The 17,652-nt window shown below is 46.2% G+C and carries 19 protein-coding genes; 9 read left to right on the plus strand and 10 right to left on the minus strand.

The genetic code is table 11. The features are described 5' to 3' along the window. Positions 1–57 precede the first annotated feature (57 nt). Complete coding sequence (locus tag ON05_RS17310; RefSeq protein WP_010474020.1) at positions 58–876, plus strand: circadian clock KaiB family protein; 819 nt, start codon at positions 58–60, stop codon at positions 874–876. Positions 877–1,072: 196 nt separating this feature from the next. After that, a complete protein-coding gene (locus tag ON05_RS17315) occupies positions 1,073–1,801 on the plus strand; it encodes an HAD family hydrolase (RefSeq protein ID WP_010474019.1) in 729 nt (242 codons plus the stop codon). A gap of 17 nt (positions 1,802–1,818) precedes the next feature. Here ON05_RS17315 and ON05_RS38600 read toward each other — a convergent pair whose 3' ends face one another. From ON05_RS38600 to ON05_RS17330, 4 genes are read right to left on the minus strand one after another with little or no spacing between them, the layout of a single operon-like run. After that, positions 1,819–2,004: a tetratricopeptide repeat protein gene (locus ON05_RS38600; protein ID WP_396149521.1), complete on the minus strand. Its 186-nt coding sequence runs from the start codon at positions 2,002–2,004 to the stop codon at positions 1,819–1,821. After that, positions 1,977–2,705: an ISAzo13-like element transposase-related protein gene (locus tag ON05_RS38605; protein WP_139026231.1), complete on the minus strand. Its 729-nt coding sequence runs from the start codon at positions 2,703–2,705 to the stop codon at positions 1,977–1,979. Before ON05_RS38605 ends, ON05_RS38600 begins: the two co-directional genes overlap by 28 nt. 4 nt (positions 2,706–2,709) lie before the next feature. Further along, positions 2,710–3,171 (minus strand): ISAzo13-like element transposase-related protein, encoded by a 462-nt coding sequence (locus tag ON05_RS38610; protein WP_010482546.1) that lies wholly within the window; start codon positions 3,169–3,171, stop codon positions 2,710–2,712. Positions 3,172–3,193: 22 nt separating this feature from the next. Then, positions 3,194–5,443: a hypothetical protein gene (locus tag ON05_RS17330; RefSeq protein WP_010482432.1), complete on the minus strand. Its 2,250-nt coding sequence runs from the start codon at positions 5,441–5,443 to the stop codon at positions 3,194–3,196. A gap of 55 nt (positions 5,444–5,498) precedes the next feature. Here ON05_RS17330 and ON05_RS17335 point away from each other — a divergent pair, with 55 nt between their 5' ends. The 4 genes from ON05_RS17335 (at position 5,499) to ON05_RS17350 (ending at position 9,631) form a co-directional block, all read left to right on the plus strand. Beyond that, positions 5,499–6,740: an ISAs1 family transposase gene (locus ON05_RS17335; RefSeq protein WP_262561900.1), complete on the plus strand. Its 1,242-nt coding sequence runs from the start codon at positions 5,499–5,501 to the stop codon at positions 6,738–6,740. 755 nt (positions 6,741–7,495) lie between these two features. After that, complete coding sequence (locus ON05_RS17340; protein ID WP_010480099.1) at positions 7,496–8,554, plus strand: D-alanine--D-alanine ligase family protein; 1,059 nt, start codon at positions 7,496–7,498, stop codon at positions 8,552–8,554. Between the two features lie 163 nt (positions 8,555–8,717). Continuing rightward, complete coding sequence (locus tag ON05_RS17345; protein ID WP_029315686.1) at positions 8,718–9,146, plus strand: DUF3592 domain-containing protein; 429 nt, start codon at positions 8,718–8,720, stop codon at positions 9,144–9,146. After that, complete coding sequence (locus ON05_RS17350) at positions 9,062–9,631, plus strand: DUF3592 domain-containing protein (RefSeq protein WP_236619142.1); 570 nt, start codon at positions 9,062–9,064, stop codon at positions 9,629–9,631. The genes ON05_RS17345 and ON05_RS17350 overlap by 85 nt, the downstream gene beginning before the upstream one ends. Positions 9,632–9,694: 63 nt before the next feature. Here ON05_RS17350 and ON05_RS17355 read toward each other — a convergent pair whose 3' ends face one another. After that, on the minus strand, positions 9,695–11,008 hold the full coding sequence (locus tag ON05_RS17355) for a D-alanyl-D-alanine carboxypeptidase (protein WP_010480105.1): 1,314 nt from the start codon (positions 11,006–11,008) through the stop codon (positions 9,695–9,697). A gap of 177 nt (positions 11,009–11,185) precedes the next feature. Between ON05_RS17355 and ON05_RS17360 the strand changes: the two genes are divergently transcribed. Then, positions 11,186–11,827, plus strand: a complete 642-nt coding sequence (locus tag ON05_RS17360; protein WP_010480107.1) for an SMI1/KNR4 family protein — start codon at positions 11,186–11,188, stop codon at positions 11,825–11,827. A gap of 135 nt (positions 11,828–11,962) precedes the next feature. On the opposite strand, the gene ON05_RS17365 is transcribed toward ON05_RS17360, so the two are convergent. The 3 genes from ON05_RS17365 to ON05_RS17375 all read right to left on the minus strand — a co-directional run bounded on the left by ON05_RS17365 (position 11,963) and on the right by ON05_RS17375 (position 14,011). Continuing rightward, positions 11,963–12,556, minus strand: a complete 594-nt coding sequence (locus tag ON05_RS17365; protein WP_010480109.1) for a hypothetical protein — start codon at positions 12,554–12,556, stop codon at positions 11,963–11,965. A 57-nt stretch (positions 12,557–12,613) separates the two neighbouring features. Then, complete coding sequence (locus ON05_RS17370; RefSeq protein WP_010480110.1) at positions 12,614–13,357, minus strand: SDR family oxidoreductase; 744 nt, start codon at positions 13,355–13,357, stop codon at positions 12,614–12,616. A gap of 63 nt (positions 13,358–13,420) precedes the next feature. Continuing rightward, on the minus strand, positions 13,421–14,011 hold the full coding sequence (locus ON05_RS17375; protein WP_010480112.1) for a TetR/AcrR family transcriptional regulator: 591 nt from the start codon (positions 14,009–14,011) through the stop codon (positions 13,421–13,423). 220 nt (positions 14,012–14,231) lie between these two features. On the opposite strand from ON05_RS17375, the gene ON05_RS17380 reads away from it, so the two are divergent. Continuing rightward, positions 14,232–14,750 (plus strand): YHS domain-containing (seleno)protein, encoded by a 519-nt coding sequence (locus tag ON05_RS17380; protein ID WP_010480114.1) that lies wholly within the window; start codon positions 14,232–14,234, stop codon positions 14,748–14,750. A gap of 211 nt (positions 14,751–14,961) precedes the next feature. Here ON05_RS17380 and ON05_RS17385 read toward each other — a convergent pair whose 3' ends face one another. After that, on the minus strand, positions 14,962–15,546 hold the full coding sequence (locus ON05_RS17385) for a hypothetical protein (RefSeq protein ID WP_010480115.1): 585 nt from the start codon (positions 15,544–15,546) through the stop codon (positions 14,962–14,964). On the opposite strand from ON05_RS17385, the gene ON05_RS17390 reads away from it, so the two are divergent. Next, positions 15,545–15,958: a transposase gene (locus ON05_RS17390; protein ID WP_255345117.1), complete on the plus strand. Its 414-nt coding sequence runs from the start codon at positions 15,545–15,547 to the stop codon at positions 15,956–15,958. The two genes, ON05_RS17385 and ON05_RS17390, sit on opposite strands and share 2 nt — an antisense overlap. 62 nt (positions 15,959–16,020) lie before the next feature. On the opposite strand, the gene ON05_RS17395 is transcribed toward ON05_RS17390, so the two are convergent. Next, positions 16,021–17,640, minus strand: a complete 1,620-nt coding sequence (locus tag ON05_RS17395) for a glycoside hydrolase family 3 N-terminal domain-containing protein (protein WP_039781887.1) — start codon at positions 17,638–17,640, stop codon at positions 16,021–16,023. Positions 17,641–17,652 lie beyond the last annotated feature (12 nt).

Consider the following 17,652-nt stretch of genomic DNA (forward strand, 5'->3'; position numbering starts at 1 on the left):
ATTGGAGAGGTTTGTTATAAGGTATCTGATAGGTCTCTGGTCTAATATGGACTGCTTGTGACTACTTTGCGATCGCAGCCTCTCCCCTTTCTATATAAAGGTCTCGCCCTGTTTACACCGGGGGGAGACCTCATTTATTGTGTCGATCCCAGCAAGCAAGGCCATTGGCATTTCCAGCTTTGTCAGGCCTTGCAAACGTTGCTGCATTTGCCAGAACTGCCCCTCTTTCTTGTCCCTTGCTATACGGCAACCTTAGATCGGTGGTTACATCCTCATACCCAACAGCTGCAAATTTCAGCCGAAGCCTATCCTCGTGTGTGGCGGTATCGCAGTTTGCTCAATGTGCTCTTTGGCTTGTCGGCAGAGCATTGGCATATGATATCGACCCCCGTGGAAACCTGTGATGCAGCCGTTCTCAATAGCTATAAACAGCAGTTTCCACAGCTGTGGAAAAATCATAATTTAGTGATTCGGCTAGATCAAGTTTCGATGGGTGCTAGTCCTAACATTGATGCTCTGGATCCTGTACAGATAGATCCAGTTAAACCAATGAATCCTGTGGAGACTTTACAGGTTAGCGCATCGGAGGCGGATGTGTCTCAAGGCTATGTTTTGCGCCTATTTGTCGCTAGTCAGAATACCCGCACGAAAAGTATTTTAGAAAATCTACATCAGCTCCTCGACCAAGTGTTAGATGTCCCCTACACATTGAAAGTGATTGATGTAGTGAAACACCCTGAGCGCGCAGAAGCGGATCAAATTTCAGCGACTCCTACTTTGGTTAAAGTTTGGCCGCAGCCAGTACGACGACTGGTGGGTGATCAATTAGAAACGGATAATGTGTTGCAATTGCTGGATGCTATAGAAACCCGCTAGAAAAACTGAGTTGTGGATGGTGTTTCAAGAAGATTAAATCCCTGAAATCTAGAGATAAGTCATTCCCTACAAATATAGGGATTTTTGAAGAATTCAAATTTGTAGATTTATTGGATTCAAATAGTCTACAAATAGGCTTTATTCGCAATGGGTCTTCTGATACACTGGCTCGGCAGGGATAGGGATTCGCGTAGCTGTGACCTTTGATTGGATCTTTTTTGATTGCTTTAATACCCTCATTGATGATTTTGATCAAACGGGGGAAGAACTAGCACTTCTTCCTGTGTATTCACTGCCTGCCGAAGTCGGTTTATATACGTCTGCAGCTGAATTTCGACAACATTATCATGCGTGGCGAAATCGCCAATGGCAGTCTGAACATCGTGAAATTGAGATGGGCGATCGTTACCAGGCTGTACTAAAAGAAAAAGTACCATCCATGCCTTTAGCAGAGCTGGAAAAAATCACGAGGGAAATGGTTGATCGGTTTCAAGCTTGTTATCAGCAGTCGTTGCGTTTACCAGATGGTGTTAAAGACATGCTGGAATTTTGGCATGGGCGGGTACGGCTGGGTGTGGTTTCCAACTTTTATATTCAAGGTTGGCCCACGGAGCTGCTGGAGAGTTTTGGATTACGGTCTTATTTCGATTTTGTGGTGGATAGTGCAGCCTGTGGTTGGCGTAAACCGGGACCACAGATCTATGAACTGGCCTGCAATGTCGCAAAAGTTCCTCAGGCAGATAGTCACAAGATTTTGTTTGTGGGTGATCATCTCCTGAATGATGTGTTGGCGCCGCAAGAGTTAGGGATGCAGGGTCTCTTTTTTGATCGTTCCCAGGTCCGCCCGACCTATGCGCCATCGACTGAAGGCGTGAACTGTATTACTGAGTGGAATCAATTTCGGGCTGATTTCTGCATAAATTAAGAAAGTTAGATTTGAGTCTAGTTGAAGAATTCTTCTGATTTTGTTAGGTCAGCTTTAGCTTTGTCCGGATGCCCCATATCAAAGTAAATCTCTGCTCGTGATTCATAGGCCCACGCATTGTTTGGATCGATGGAAAGGACTAAGTTTAGGGATCTACAAATAAATAAGGTACCCATCAATTGGGCACAATCTTGATATCCCATTTGGGTAACGCTTCAGAACATAGCCATTGTTGTTTGTAGGCTTCTAGCTCATCTGAGGGCACAGTAATGTTCTTTTCATAGGTGCCCTCAATCAAATGAACCAAAGGCTTCAATCCATTCCAGGTCATATTCGATGCCCACTGGACAGCCGTATCAATGGAGTTGAGGATAGTGCCATTCCAATATTGTTCCAAGGCTGCCCAACATCGCTCAATCGGATTGTATTTGCTGTGATAGGGCGGATAGTAAATCAGATGAACCGATAATCGTGTCATTTGGACAAACTCAACCATACGCTTGATAAATTGTGTGCGGTTACTGCGCACTGCAGAGCCGCCATCAAGGTTAATTTCTAATCCCTCTATCTGAGGATAGTTATCGTGATGTTCGCGCCACCAAGCCTCTAAACAATCAACAATAAAATCAGTAGTTTCAGCAGACTGACCAAAGTAAATTGACAGTTGCCCTGCGAGCACATCGAGAATCCCGAAGGGTACCAAAATAGCGTCCCAATGGTCATCATGGTCATTGGCTTTTGTCGCGTCTAGGGTACGAGCTTTGCCGCCACGAGAGAGGTTGCCAATTTTAACTTTGGCTTTGCTATCAATCGAGATGCGCAATAGGTTGGGGGCCGCATCGGCAGCATAATTGGCTTGAGCGACATTTGCGAAAATCGCATCGGTTTGCGGCAGTTTTTTCAGGGGTTTAACTTTTTGGGTTTTTTAAGCGATAACCCATTCGATTCAATAGATTGCCGATGGTTTGACGGGTTGGTAATGCCTCATCGCTGTAGCCTTTCTCCTCAATCAATGCCTCACGCACGGCCCTGGCACTGATACGGGTGTAGTACAACGTTGATTTGAACTTCGGATCAGCTTGGGCTTCACCATCAACTAAATCCCGAATGTCAGTTGCTAAATGGGGTAGTTTCGTTTCGCTAAGCTGACGACCTCGGGCTTGATAGTTGTCAACGCATCTAATGCCAGTCCGTCGTTCATCAAGGCCCAGTTGAACACTGGTACGTCTCCAACCTAAATGACGCTCAGCTTTGCGGGCAGAGCCGTCCAGGTAGTCTTCAGCCACTTTTGCCATGAATGCTCGCTTGTGTGGGCCTGTCAGTTTCTTGGCGGCATCTCGAAACGTCTCTTTTATAGGGGCATCTAGCATCAGATATCCTCAAAACAATCGGTCAATCATGTATTGACTTGTTTCTTAGATTCGCAGGTACTTTATTTCTTGGCAAGTCCCTTAAGTCTTTAAGTGCTTCTGGGTAACGTTCTTGCTGCTGGTATAGCAGCGCTCTCTTCATTAAAGTGTCAGTATTCTGAGGCTTGATTTTTAAAGCTGTGTTGTAGTCCTGAAGTGCACCATTGTGGTCACCCATATTTTGTTTTGCGTTGCTTCTTCTCATCAAAGCTTCAATATTTTCTGGATTTTGCTTGATTTCTTGCGTGGCTTTAGCAATTTTGGGCAACCACCGTATCTCGTTTCCTTTTTGGTGATCTGCTTTAGCTTGATTGAGGTTTCCCGCTAATTGATGAGCTTGGCTGCGAAGATAGTATGACTCAAAGGTGTCAGGGAATTGATTTATAACCAAGTTTGCATCTGCAATACTGCCCTCTATGTCTTGGAGAGCTAATCTTGCGTACCCTCGCCTCAGATAAGCTGTTGAATCTTGTGGATTGTTCTGAATTTTTTGGGTTTCTGTCTTGATTTCCTGACGCAAAGATGCTTTATTTTGCTGAGATGCATATTGTTTGAAGTTTTCTACAGACCGGCGAAATTGTGCCTCACGTTTCTGAGATTCTGATTTTCCTAGGTCTTGAACAATCGCTTCCAGTTGACGTGGCGAGAATAATGAGTAAATTCCTCCACCAATTCCGACCACTAAACACAAAAGATAAATGATCGATAATCCTATGCGTGATAGCCAAGGTGCAGTCTCAGTCCGTTGCAGTTCAAGGATGCCAGATGCGATCACTTTTTTCTGAGCATAGGAAAGTTCGGGTGCGTCCTTCAATTTGGTAAAAATAAGCTGGGCTGCAGCTGCTTCATCTGGCTCAGGTATCTCTCGTAAGTCTTGCCGTAATTCAGACCTCCAGCGAGCTATCTTAAAACTTGCTGGAATAGATGCTGCAATGACGATACTGAAGATCAACATCAGTGGATTTGATAATCCCAGTAAACAGAGCACTAATGCGCCAAAGCTTTTGTACATGCAACCCAGATAAGGATTGCGTGAAAAGACCAATAAGTCTGCAATTTGACCACCATCTAAGGGATAAATAGGCAAGAGATTAAATAGATTTAAAATAATTAATATAATGCTTGTTTCTTTCCAAATACTTTCATTCCAATTGCTGAAAAAACTGGTAGATTCCTGACCAAAATTACCGACGATCGCGATACCGATTCCTAGAATAAGTCCTGGTAATGGACCTGCTAGAGAAATCCAAAACTTTTCTGTGAGCGAAGCATTCTCTTTGCGGGCTGTAACTAATGCCCCTAAGAAAGGGATAAATAAAACGGAGGGCGCGCTATAACAAAATAGCAGCATTGCTAGTAGGTGCCCTCCCTCATGTAGGATAATTGCACCAATAAAAATAAGTAACGCTATGGGTTCAAATTGAGTTGCAAAACTTGCTGTAAATGCAGCGAGCGATGCCAAAACTATCCATTTTGATTGCCCTTTAGTCTCAGCAGTTTTTGATGCTCTTGACTCTAGAAATGCCTGGACTTCATACTCGATCTGAGTATTTTGATTAATTGTAGGAGTCGTTCTGGTATCTTTTGGTGAAAACCAATTTTTCAATGCAACTTTGATAGCAAGTCGGCCAGCATTTTTGAAAGAGTAACGATAGGTTTTTCCTTCTTCTATCCAATGGAAGTTGCCACTATTCACGGAAAAGGTGATATGAGCCTTGTTATGTTCAATTAGCCTGGTATGAAAAGCATCAGGTTCTAAAGCTATCGGAGGAACGATACGCTTGCTAAGCTGAGAATCATGGGTCTGTAACAAATCAGGTATGGAAGCATGGACCAGATTCTGCTTTATTTCACTGGGAAAAGGCTTAAAAGAACCATAATCCTGGACATTGGTTGTAATTAAAACAGTACTATCCTGCAAGAAAGTAACCATCTCAATAATGCTAATTTGTTGCATCTCACAAAAGGGTTGTAGAGCAAATAAACTGCAATATTTTGAAGAAGTTAGGTCTTGAAAGAGTAATTCCCATGCAGGTGGTTTATTTTGAGTGCTAAAAACATGATAGTAACTAACAAGTTTAAAATTTAAGCTCTGTAACTCGTGTACGTAGTCCTGGAGTGCCTCACGGATGATTGGAGGTAATTCTGCTGGATCTGCCAGCTCAATTTTAGGGCAGGTCTGAATGCTCTGTGTCACTTTATAACTGGCATAAGCGATCCAGGGGCAGCGCAAGAAAAATAAAGCTGTAATATGCTATGGAACTCCATTCTGTTAAAAGGGTTTCCCCATGGCTACAGGATTCAGCAAGCCTCCTTCCTCACCAGCTTCCACTGACTCATCCTCGTCACTACTGCCAACCACGGATTGCGATCAGGCTTATCAACAACTGTCCGAGTGTTTTCAGGAGTTGACTGATCCGCGGGGTGGTCAAGGTGTCCAGCATCCGTTTGTCAGCATCGTCGTGATTGGACTGTTAGCCAGTTTAGGTGGCGCACAGGGGTGGGAAGATATTGAAACCTATGGTCTGAGCCATGAAGATTGGTTGTCGAATTTTCTGAGCCTACCGTCCGGGATACCGACAGCAGACACCTATCGACGAGTGTTTGAGCGTATTTGCCCCACGGCCTTTGAGCGGAGTTTCAATCACTGGTTAGATCAGGTAGTGACGGCCCTCGGCGCTCAAGTGATTCCGATTGATGGCAAACAACTCAGGGGTTCCTATGACCGCAATCAAGACCAATCCGCCTTGCATCTGGTCAGTGCTTGGGCCAGTGAGTATCGGCTATTTCTTGGACAGGTCAAAGTTGCAGACAAGAGTAACGAAATTACCGCTATTCCAGCACTGCTAGAGCTATTAGACATTGCCGGGTGCATTATCACCATTGATGCAATGGGAACTCAGCACGAGATTGCCCATCGCATTCAAGCTAAAGGCGCTGACTATGTGCTGGCCCTCAAAGAGAATCATCCCACGCTGTTTGAGCAGGTTGAGCAATGGTTTGAAACGGCTGAAGCGAATGAGTTTAAGGGCATTGAGTACAGCTATGATGTGCGGGTGGAAGCCGGACACCATCGTCGCGAGAAACGACAAGTTTGGGCGGTGTCCCTTCAACAAATGGGTCCTCTGTACAAGCAGGCGCAGTGGAAGGGCTTGCAAAGCATCGTCAAGGTCGCTCGGACCCGCCACTTGTGGAACAAAACCACCTATGAGGTGATGTTTTACATCAGTTCTCTACCGCCCATTGCTCAGCAGTTGGGCAAAGCCATCCGCCAGCATTGGTCGATTGAGAACCAACTCCACTGGGTCTTAGATGTGACCTTTGGCGAAGATGCCAGCCGCATTCGCACAGGACATGCGCCGGAAAACATGGCCATCCTGAAGCGCTGGAGCATCAACCTCCTGAATCAAGAAACGTCCTTTAAGAAAAGTACCCGTCAAAAACTAAAACGGGCGAGCATGGATGAAGCGTATATGCTCAAAGTTCTAGGTGCTTCTATTCCTTTACAGTCTAGCCTTTCAGAGGCTTGATTTTCTTGCGCTGCCCCTGATAAGCGATCCAAGCTATAAAAAAGATACAAACAACGACTAGTGCTAAAGCTAAAGCGGACAGCATATCAATAACAGAGAAAACTGAAGAAGGATAAAATTCTCTAGAGAGACCTAACTTAGTTTTCCCAGCTATTCTTTTGAGAAAGCATTTATTTATAGCTTGCTTTTTAGCTCATACCAGATTAATCATTCTTGATGCTAATACTAGCAATTGGTTATGCTCTCAAATTTGTTAGCTATTTTATTATTGATTGATCCTCATGATTATAGAGTGAGTCGTACTGTTCTATAGACCTCTTGCATAATTCAACTAACGATATGGTAGAGGACTTAAAAATCGAGTCAGATCGCGACATTTTTTCCGTAAGTAGCACATCATGAAACGAATATTGCAAGAAGTCTTATCGGGAGCATGTCACCTTTGCAGATGCACAAAATTTAGAATTAAAAATTTGGTGTCTAAAAGCAAGGCTAGCAAGGATTTCTGAGATGAGTATAAATACTAGCTTGCAAAGGTGACATGCTCCCGGTCTTATCTTGAGTAGTTGGCATTTAGAAAGGTTTCAAAATAAGGTTAGATGCTCTATATCCCTAAGTTATTTTTAGCGTTGTTCTATGGAGAGAACGATAGATTTTGAATGGTGCGGGCTTTCTCGGATCACCAGGGTTCTTATCCTAGATTCATAAGTTGTTGTGATAGTCTATCTGGATTGACGTGTGCCTGGGAGTTAACTGTGGAGAAATTGCGAGTCGGTTTAGTGTTTGGGGGATGTTCGGGAGAGCATGAAGTATCCATTACCTCAGCGAAAGCCGTTCGCGGTGCACTCCAAACAGCGCCTAACCCTGACAAATATGAGGTGATTCCCTTCTATATCCATAAGAATGGGTGTTGGCAAGCGGGGGAAGTGGCGAATCAAGTGTTAGCAACGGGCAAACCTCAAGATCAAGTGGAAGACGGCAGTCGATGGCATTTCCCCGACTCGGCAGCTTCTATCGATGTCTGGTTTCCGATTTTGCATGGCCCCAATGGAGAAGATGGCACGATTCAAGGGCTGTTGCAGCTGATGCAAGTTCCCTATGTCGGTTCTGGAGTGTTGGGCTCGGCAGCGGGGATGGACAAGATTGCTATGAAAACTGTGTTTGCAGCAGCTGGGTTACCTCAGGTGAAGTATCAGCCTGTGACCCGAGAACAGGTGTGGTCCGATCCTTGTGTGTTTAAGCAGGTGTGCGATCGCATCGATGAAACCATTGGCTATCCCAACTTTGTGAAACCCGCCAACCTCGGATCGTCCGTGGGCATTTCTAAGGTCCGATCTCGGCTGGAACTAGAGGCGGCTTTAGATAGTGCCGCTTCCTTTGATCGCCGCATTGTTGTAGAAGCAGGCGTTGTGGCTCGGGAAGTGGAATGTGCTGTTCTGGGCAATGGCCGACCGCGCGCATCGGTCATCGGAGAAATTAGCTTTGATAGTGATTTCTACGACTACGAAACGAAATATACGGAAGGACGGGCGAGTCTGCAAATTCCGGCCCCCTTGCCAGCGGACATCACTCAAAAAATTCAGGAAATGGCGATCGATGCCTTTGTTGCTGTGGATGCGGCAGGTTTATCGCGGGTAGATTTCTTCTATGTGGAATCTACCGGGGAAGTGTTGATCAATGAAATCAATACCTTGCCTGGGTTTACATCAACCAGTATGTACCCTATGCTCTGGGGTGCTTCAGGGGTAGATTTTCCCGAATTAGTGGATCGGCTGATTCAATTGGCTGTGGAATATCATGCCCCTGCCGATTAGCCTGGTCTGTAACAAAGATGGTCTAAGAAAAACAGGCTTTGGGTGATGAATGAGAGGTGGGTTAATCCGTCAACTTCTTGCTGGCGCTCAATTAGATCGTAATCCAGCAGCCTGGGAATAATAGGTATGATTTCCTCGGGGTGGGATACAATCACTCATGAGTATGACATCTTCATTATCGGATCTTCTGGTGTTTCTTATTCTCTTAGGAGTGCCCATTGGATTTATGGTTTGGACCTATACATGGGTGTCTAAGGCAGATATTGTTGAAGGCCATGTTCTTGGGGTAGAGGAAGCGACTGATAAACGTGGTCGGAAGCGGTATAGCTCTCAGGTTGTTTATGAAATTGATGGTGAACGTCTAGAGTTTATCTCTAGATCTTCGACCGATACTCCCGAATATAGAGTAGGCGAGCGAGTGAAAGTGTTCGTTAGCCAAGATCGCAAGCGTATAGCCACTGTTACTGATCTGGCAAAACGATACATCATGCCGATATTGATGGTGGTGTGTCTATTGCTTATCCAGGGGTTGAGCATCATTTATCAGCATCAGAAGATGATTATTTCGCTTTTGCATCCTCAGTTGGTTTAGTCGAAGAATTGCTTTTCATATTTAGCGAGTCTCACAACATGAGTCGTATAAAAGCTCAGTCTATTGCCGCAATAGGTATCCTCTTAATGGTTGGGGCGGTAATGTTTGCTCACTGGACCTATGCATGGGTGTCTACTGCTACTGTTGTTGATGGGCAAGTGATTGAAGTCATAAGAAGAACGTCTACGACGAGAACATCTCCTAAAGTGACCTATTCACCGAGAGTGACTTATGACCTAGATAATCAAGTTCATGAATTTGTACCTCTGATGTCTGCTAATCCTCCTGAATTTGAGGTCGGTGAGTTTGTAAAAGTGGTGATCAGCAGCAATCATGAGCGAGAAGCCATCGGTTCTTTTTGGCAACTTTATGCAGTTCCAACACTTCTGTTTTTAATTGGACTGGTGTTAGCTTTACCGATGGTAGTGCTTCAGGCTGGTGAGTGGTTGCTTTATTTCCTGCATCCCACATTGAAGGACGATTAATGCCAATCAAGGTTGGGATAGTTGTAAGGCAATGCTGTTCGGCCCTGTTACTGTGATGTCAACTCAGTTCGAGGGCACGATTTGACTGATGGCAGTCAAGCTTTGACGGCTTGGATTAGCCGTTATCAAGTCAAACGTCTTAGTGGTGGTTCCCCAGGACTGCATCAAGGTCTGAAGCAAAGTTTCTTGTTGGGCTCTAAATTGGTCTACATCGCCTTCCCCGTTAATGACTGCGAACCAGACGACCCCTTGATTTTCGGTGGGTAAGGCTCCAGCGATAGAACTGACCCGATTTAAAGTGCCCGACTTCATCACGAACTTTTGGGGGAGGGATCTTTCATTATGGACCCCTGGATCGGTGCCGATGACAGCAAAAATATCGGCAATCGTCATTTTCTGAGGGTGTAATAGGCGAGCAATGGCCTGAAACATGCCACAGGTTGCTCGGGGTGAAATACGATTATCGACCCCTAAACCCGAACCATTGATCAATTGAATTTCTTGAGTAGGAACGCCAGCTTCTTGGGCGGCAATTTGGGCTACCTGGGCAGCACCACCCACATATTCTGCCAGCATTTCGGACATGGTGTTGTTGCTGTACTGGTTCATTTTTTTGAGCAGCTCAGCCACGGGAAGAGAGCGGTGTTGAATAAGGGGTTTGACTTGTGTTGGGGGTGTAGTGGTGGGTTGGATACTGCCTGCGATCGCAACTTCAGGTTTAGCCGTATCACCTGGCAAGGTTTGGTACTGTGTTTGGGCTTCTGCAGGCCAGCGAGTGTGATCGAGTCCCTGCTGTAACAACGTTCCTGACGTAACGGGGTCGGGTTCATAGTTCATGTAAAACGGACCGACCACGATTAAATTGCCGCTGACGTTGCGAATCCCGTTTTGATTGAGGAGGTTACCAAGTGCGATCGCATCTTCCCAGACAAAAAATGGATCAGCGCCTCCCTCAATCACCAAATCTCCGTTTAGTTCTCCATTCTGAAGGGTGCCGATATAGCCAATTTTGGTTTCAAATCGGTGATCGGGGCCTAACTTCTTCAATACGGCTAAGGAGGTAGCGACTTTAGTGATGGAGGCAGCTGGTAAGGGCATCGTGCCTTGATGGTTGGCGAGTAAAGTGTCTTGAGTTTGAATCCAGACGCCTTGACTCACCGTTGGTGCGCCTAACTGGGATAGGTATGCTTCGATCTGAGGATTAGCAACGGTTGCAGGATCAGCTAGTCCTAGCTGGAGTGGTGGTGGGGGTTCAGGAACACTAGAAGTTGGCTCGGGTGAAGGAGAAGAAGAGGGCTGGATATCTGAGTTAGAGCACCCACTGATGATCAGGCTGAGGGCGATGAATATACGAGCAAGACGCGGGGAGCAGATCATAACGAGACAAAACTAGCAGTCGGCAATATTCCACATCTTATGATCTGGTTATCTCTTTTAGATTGAATGGATCAATCTATATTGGGGCTGATACGGCTTTGGGGAATGCAGCAGGAAACGGTTATCGCTACTCATTGAGTTTGGCGACCTATCCAACACTCAATATGGAGACCTTAAATGGACCAAGCTTTAGTCTTTGGTAATACCTATAGGATTCTTGTGGAGGAACTGTTTGGTACCGAGCTAACCTCAGACTATGGTTTCGTGGATGAGGAAATCGTGGCTATAGAGCAACGTTTGCGAGCAAAATTACCTTTAGCGCTTAGAGAATACTATCAAGTCCTTGGGCGATTTGATCGATTGAATACTGCTCACAATCACCTACTGACGTTGGATGAAATGCTGTTTTCAGGGTCAATGCTGCGGTTTATGGATAAGAATCAATCCGTCTGTACATGGGCCATACATCAAGCAGATTTAAATAAGCCCAATCCTCCTGTTTATCAAGGAAATCCTATTAGTAATCCTTGCTGGTACGATGAAAAGCTCCAGCTTTCAGAGTTTCTGACTCTCATGATTTACCAACAAGCTGTATGGGGTGGTCTTGGTTTCATTGGCGACCACTGCAATTCATCACTACTCCTGCCTAATCTTGACTCTTCTTGGGTAAAAGTTGTTGACCATGCTGGACTCAGAATATGGAGACATGAAGGAATGCTGATATCGAATTTACAAGATGATGATTGTTGCATCTGTGCCACTGAGCATCCATCAAGCTTTGAATACCTTTTACAAGAGTTAGGTTTTGAGCAGCAATAGAGGGGGGCACTTCACCCCTTGGATGGATAAATTTTTAGAGCCATACGATTTCGTTAAAAAGTAGTCACCTGATAGGCCGACCCTGAAGAGAGAAGTAGACTGCCACTTCTCCCTTCGGGATTTCAGAATCAACGATTAGCGATGGAGTGGTTCCCTGCGATGCTTTAACAGCGTATCGATCGCAACCACACTACTTGCACCGGTTAATGGCACACCAAAGAGCGGAATCAGAACAATGGGAAACGTGGCAATGTTCTCCATCAGTGGGACTTGTAGTACCGTAAAGGTCAATCCTGTCCCAACTGCGATCGCAAAATCGAGCTGTCCCAATAGGTGAAATATGAGGTATTTCCGCATACTGGGCTGGCTGATCAAAATCAGTGGAACCAATAAACCAACCGCCAAATCGCCATACCCTGCATTGATCACAAATTGTGGGGGAAGCAAGGATTGACTACCGTAATACAAGAAAGTGAGACCAGCCCCAATCCGCCATAGGTGAAACAGGATCAAACGGCGAGGATCAAAAGAGGCCAGGTAGGTATAAACGGCTGGAATGCTGTAATACAGAAGCAGCAACATAGCCAGACTAACGACTACCAAAATGGATAAGCTAGGCAACGGTAGAAGGGTAAACAGATTAAGGGAACCAGCGATGGTGACAGTGCTGGCCCAAATCCCTAGCCCTATTAGAATGTATTGTTCTGTCGACTTGATGGTGTTTAACATAAACATCTCCAGTAATGTTGAGTGGTCAGCCAGTTCCGACTGGCTGACTGCAAAGACTTATTCTTCGGTCATCGTGACTTCGACCACGTTTTTCGCAAAGCTTTGATAAGCGCCCCCAATTTGTTGGGCCATCGTGTCTGGAAAGACGTGAAATTCCCCGGTTTTGAGCGCTGCAATGATGCCATCGGCCACTAAAGTGGGAGATTCGGCAATGTCTCCCAGGCCAGCCGCACTGCTCATCTCCGTTGCAATTGGACCTGGATGAATGCTGAGTACCCTTGTGTCTTGCTCGCTGAGTAGCTCACGCAACGCTTGAGTCATCGCATATGAAGCTGCTTTGGACGCAGAATAGGTGGCAAAGTTGGCAAAGGTCTTGATGGAGACAACGGAATTGAGTTGGACAAAGGCTCCCCCACCGTTAGCTTTGAGGATCGGGGCAAAAGCTTGGGCCATTCGTACTAGGCCATACACATTGATATCCATCTCCAGTTGCAAAGATGCGATCGCATCTTCAGCCAAAGGCGTGGTGCCCTGGAAAGCCCCGGCATTGTTCACCACCATCTGCACATCGGATGCGATTTGAGCAGCAGCAGCAATGGAATCAACGTCGCCTAAATCAATTTGAATCGGGACAACTTTGTCACCATAGGTTTCCACCAGGGCGGTGGCGCTATCGAGATTGCGAACGGCGGCATAGACTTTGGCTGCACCCTGTTTTATCAAAGAGGTCACTAAGGTTTTGCCAATGCCGCGATTAGCACCTGTAACCAGAATGGTTTTGTGAGCGATATCGAACGTCATGGGATTGTCTCCTGTAGGTATGATTAAACTTTGAATGATTGGTCTAAGTTAAGCCAAAAAAAATTAACCGCTCTCCAGCAAGGACATTGCCGCTTCCACCGTTCCGTCTAGTAAGGTGTCATCTTCCATAACGCGGCCTAGCAAGGCCATCCCCTGGGTTGTACAGAGAAGAAGCTGAGCTAGGTGACGAGGATGAACGGTAGAGCTGATTTCTCCCTGGTCTTGGGCATGGGTTAGTGCGGTGGTGAACACATCTTCTAGTTGGCGTAAATAGGTCCGCATCACTTTTGCGATCGCTTCGTCGTGGGTATTAAAGTCAGCAATATTCGTGCCAAGCATACAGCCACAACTCCCCGATTGACTGTGCATGATCTGCCAGTCTTTCAGTAAGTGCTTGAGGTTGCCTAGAGGTGACCCCTCTGCATTCAGGCGATCGCGTATATCCCGTAGGGTGGTTCGAGCGTAGTAATCAAGTGCCTTTAGAAAGAGCGATTGCTTATTGCCAAAAGTGTCATACAAACTTTTCTTACCAATCCCCATATTTTTCAGCAATTCTGAGAGGCTAGCGGCTTCATAACCGTGCGCCCAAAATACTTCCATCGCCTTACTAAGGGCGACTTCAGTATCGAATTGCTTATCGGGACCCCGTGTCATTGCGAACCTATGGGTGACTTGACCATGTATCAAAACTAACACAACTTAAACCAATTGGTCAAGGTTTTTTTAAAGTCATAACTTCGATATGTTATTAATTTTTTTTTGAGAATAAAAATGTTATTCTCAAAAGCGGTCTAGAATAATCACGCAAATACTCTTGTGATGTTTAGGGTTGACGTTACGCTTCTCTCTTTAGCCCATCTTTTCTCAACAGCTTATGAAGCCTAAACCGAACCTGCTCTCGCTTTTTGCAAATACAACTGTGCTGATGATGGCACTTTGTGGGGCAGCCTCGCTCATGATCCCTGAGTGGATGAGATTAGCCGCAGCGAATCCCGATACTCGTTCGACGGCTTCCTCAACTCCTATTTTTGTGAACAATGGTGCGGCCATTCGAGGTACGGATCCAGTGGCATATTTTACAGAAGGCGAGCCAGTACAGGGACTCCGAGAGTTTGCTTATGAGTGGGAAGGGGTAACTTGGTTATTTGCCAGTGCGGAGCATCGAGACCGATTTGCTGATAATCCACGAGCTTATGCACCCCAATATGGAGGGTTCTGTGCCTATGGCTTGAGTTATGGTGCGTTGGTGTCGACGATGCCAGACGCTTGGGCTATTGTCGATGGCAAGCTGTATTTGAATTACAGTATCGCTATTCAAAATCAGTGGAAAAAAGATACCACCGGTAATATTGACCGAGCCAATCTCAATTGGCTGGATTTAAGTGCTAAATAGTTTTATCAGCTGGAATAAGACCTGTTTTGGCCATTTGCCCGTACCTTGTTAGCAAGTCCAATTGCTGTAATAACTGGATCAGTCACTGCGAGAGTTCAGCATGATTGATACAGGTACACAGTATCTCAACTACTTCGTCAAGATTAGCGACATCATAGGTTTTCTGCTCAACGTCCAAAGCTTCGATTGCATCAAATAATTGTTTGAGTCGCTAGGTTGATTCTTGAGTCTTACCCAGCTTTGCAGCACAGAGGGCTAATTGCTCATCTCGTTTGAGCTTTCGCCATAACCATGCGGGGTATTGTGACAAGAGGCTGTCCATATCAACGGCGAGATAGGACTGATAGGTCGATAGCCAAACACCAAGGTCATGATAGCAATGGGCTTGATATAGAATTGCCATCTGATGATCGGGTTGTAGGGCATGGGCATGCTCAAAGCAACTTAAAGCTTTCCTTTGGTATGAAGATTGAGGCTCATGACTAGCAGGGTGATTGTAGTACAGTAGCCCTTGCCTGAAGAAAATGTCTGCATCATCAGGGGCTATTGCTGCTGCCCGGTTCAAAGCATATTCTGCATCAAGTGCAATCTGAAGCCATGTTTGATGTTTGGGAATGTGCCATTCTTCCATCCAATCCAAGGCAGATACGGCTAAGGATATCAAGACCTCAATGTTGTTAGGATCTGCTTTTTCAGCAGCGGTATAAATTCGTTTTAATCCTGACCAGCCATCTTCAAACCTCTCGTGTTCGAGAGAGATTGCTAGACGTCGAAGTAATTCGGAACCGACAGTCATTGACCCTCAATCTCCCCCGTTTACGCCCCGTCAAGCCGCCTACCTCATCGTGCAGAGAGGAGAGAATCGAGAGTCTGAAGACCAGGAGTTGCTTGAACCTCTCGTCCAACAACACCCAGACTTGGCAACTCTCGTTGACTTAGCTCATACGTTCCTCGAATTACTGAGGCAACGGCAGGCCAAGGATTTTGATGACTGGTTGATGAAGGCTTTAACATGTCCAATCCAACCCTTAAAGAAGTTCGCTGCTGGGCTAATGGACGACTATGCAGCAGTAAAAGCCAGCATGATGATGGAGGTTAGTCATGGCCTCGTTGAGGGACTTAACAACAAACTAAAGATGCTCAAACGTCAGATGTTTGGCAGGGCTGGGTTAACACTACTGGCCAAGCGGTTCATTATGGCTGCATAAGAAGCAGTGGAATCTTTCCTGAGGAAGAATTTGAGCCGTATCACCAAAAGCTGGGAAGAGCCTCATTTCCGCAGTGATTCTGTCAATTCGTTCAGAATCAGTTGTTGTGTCAAAGGCATTTGCCCATAACTAAACCCATAAGGAATCTCATCCGCAAGCTGGACTTGAAATTGAGCCAATGCATAGGGACTGCCATAAACAGCCAAAGCCTGTAACTGTCCAGATGTCAGCAAAAACTCAAACCAAGCTTCGGCCTTACGACTGAGCTGGGCACTCCCTCTAAACGGATTACCGCGAATAAACAACTGCAAAAATGTCGGCTGACCGACTTGATCCAGCGGTATCTCAGGCGTATTACTATCCACAATTTGCACCTGATAACCCAACTTACGAGGCAAATCAATCGCTGGGGCCTTGCGACTGAGAAACTCACAATCCACTAAATCATCCACAATAATCAGCGTGCGGGCATTATCAGGAACAGCAGTGATCTGTCCATGCACCACATTTGACCCTTTCAGAACCGTGGCAGTCGCGTCTATCGCCTCTGGTGTTCCTAACCGATCTAAGTCGATCTGCAAAGGCGTATGGGTTTCCCATGCATGTTGATAACTTGTATCCTCCACTTTATAGCGGGTAATTTTTTGCTTTGCCCGCCAAATTCGCTCCACCGACGCTTCAATTTGTTCTAACGGAATCCGTCCTCGTTCCACCGCTTCACACACCGCAGAAATCGCTCCAGGTGGATCCGCAGGCATCATCAGGATATCGGCTCCAGCCGCCACCGCTAGCACCGCCGCCTCATTGGCACCATATTGATTAGCAATCGCCCCCATCACCAAGGCATCCGTGACAATCAGGCCTTCAAACCCCAACTTTTGGCGAAGCTCTCCGGTCAGAATTTTGGGAGAGAGGGTGGCGGGATAGTCTGGGTCTAACGCCGGTATCAATAAATGGGCGCTCATCACCCCATCTACCTGGGCTGCAATCGCCGCCTGAAAAGGAGGGTACTCGGTATTGTAGATGCGATCAAGATCATGGGGAATCACCGGTAAATCCAAGTGAGAATCCGTGGCCGTATCGCCATGCCCAGGGAAATGCTTCGCCGTTGTCAGGACTGGGTAGGGCTGGGCGCCTTGAATAAAAGCTGTGGCTAATTTCCTGACTAGCTCCGGGGTTTCCCCAAACGCCCTCACATTAATCACCGGATTTTGGGGATTGTTATTCACATCCACCACTGGGGCCAACACCCAGTTCAAACCAATGGCTAAAGCTTCTTGAGCGGTCCAAGCCCCCATGGCTTGGGCAGATTGTTGAGCTTGGGCGATGGTACTTCCTGATTGAACCATGCCTGCTAGGGCCAATGGCGGTGGAAACCAGGTTGCCCCTGAAAAGCGTTGACCCACGCCTTCCTCAATATCGGCTGCCATAAACAGAGGAATCGCAGCCCACTCTTGGAGTTGTTGACAGCGACAGGCAATCTCTCCAGCGCTACCGCCTAGCAGAATCACCCCACCGACCCCTAAATCGGTGAGCCAGTGGCGCAGCACTTCAGCGTTGGGTTCCCAACTGGGATATTGAATTTGATGATCGAACAGATAGCCGGAGGCTCGGACGACCAACATTTGAGCAACTTTTTCTGGCAAAGACAGGGAATCTGGCTCTGGCAATAAATGAGTCAAGAGTTCATCCAA

Source organism: Acaryochloris sp. CCMEE 5410 (assembly GCF_000238775.2).
Taxonomy (GTDB): domain Bacteria; phylum Cyanobacteriota; class Cyanobacteriia; order Thermosynechococcales; family Thermosynechococcaceae; genus Acaryochloris.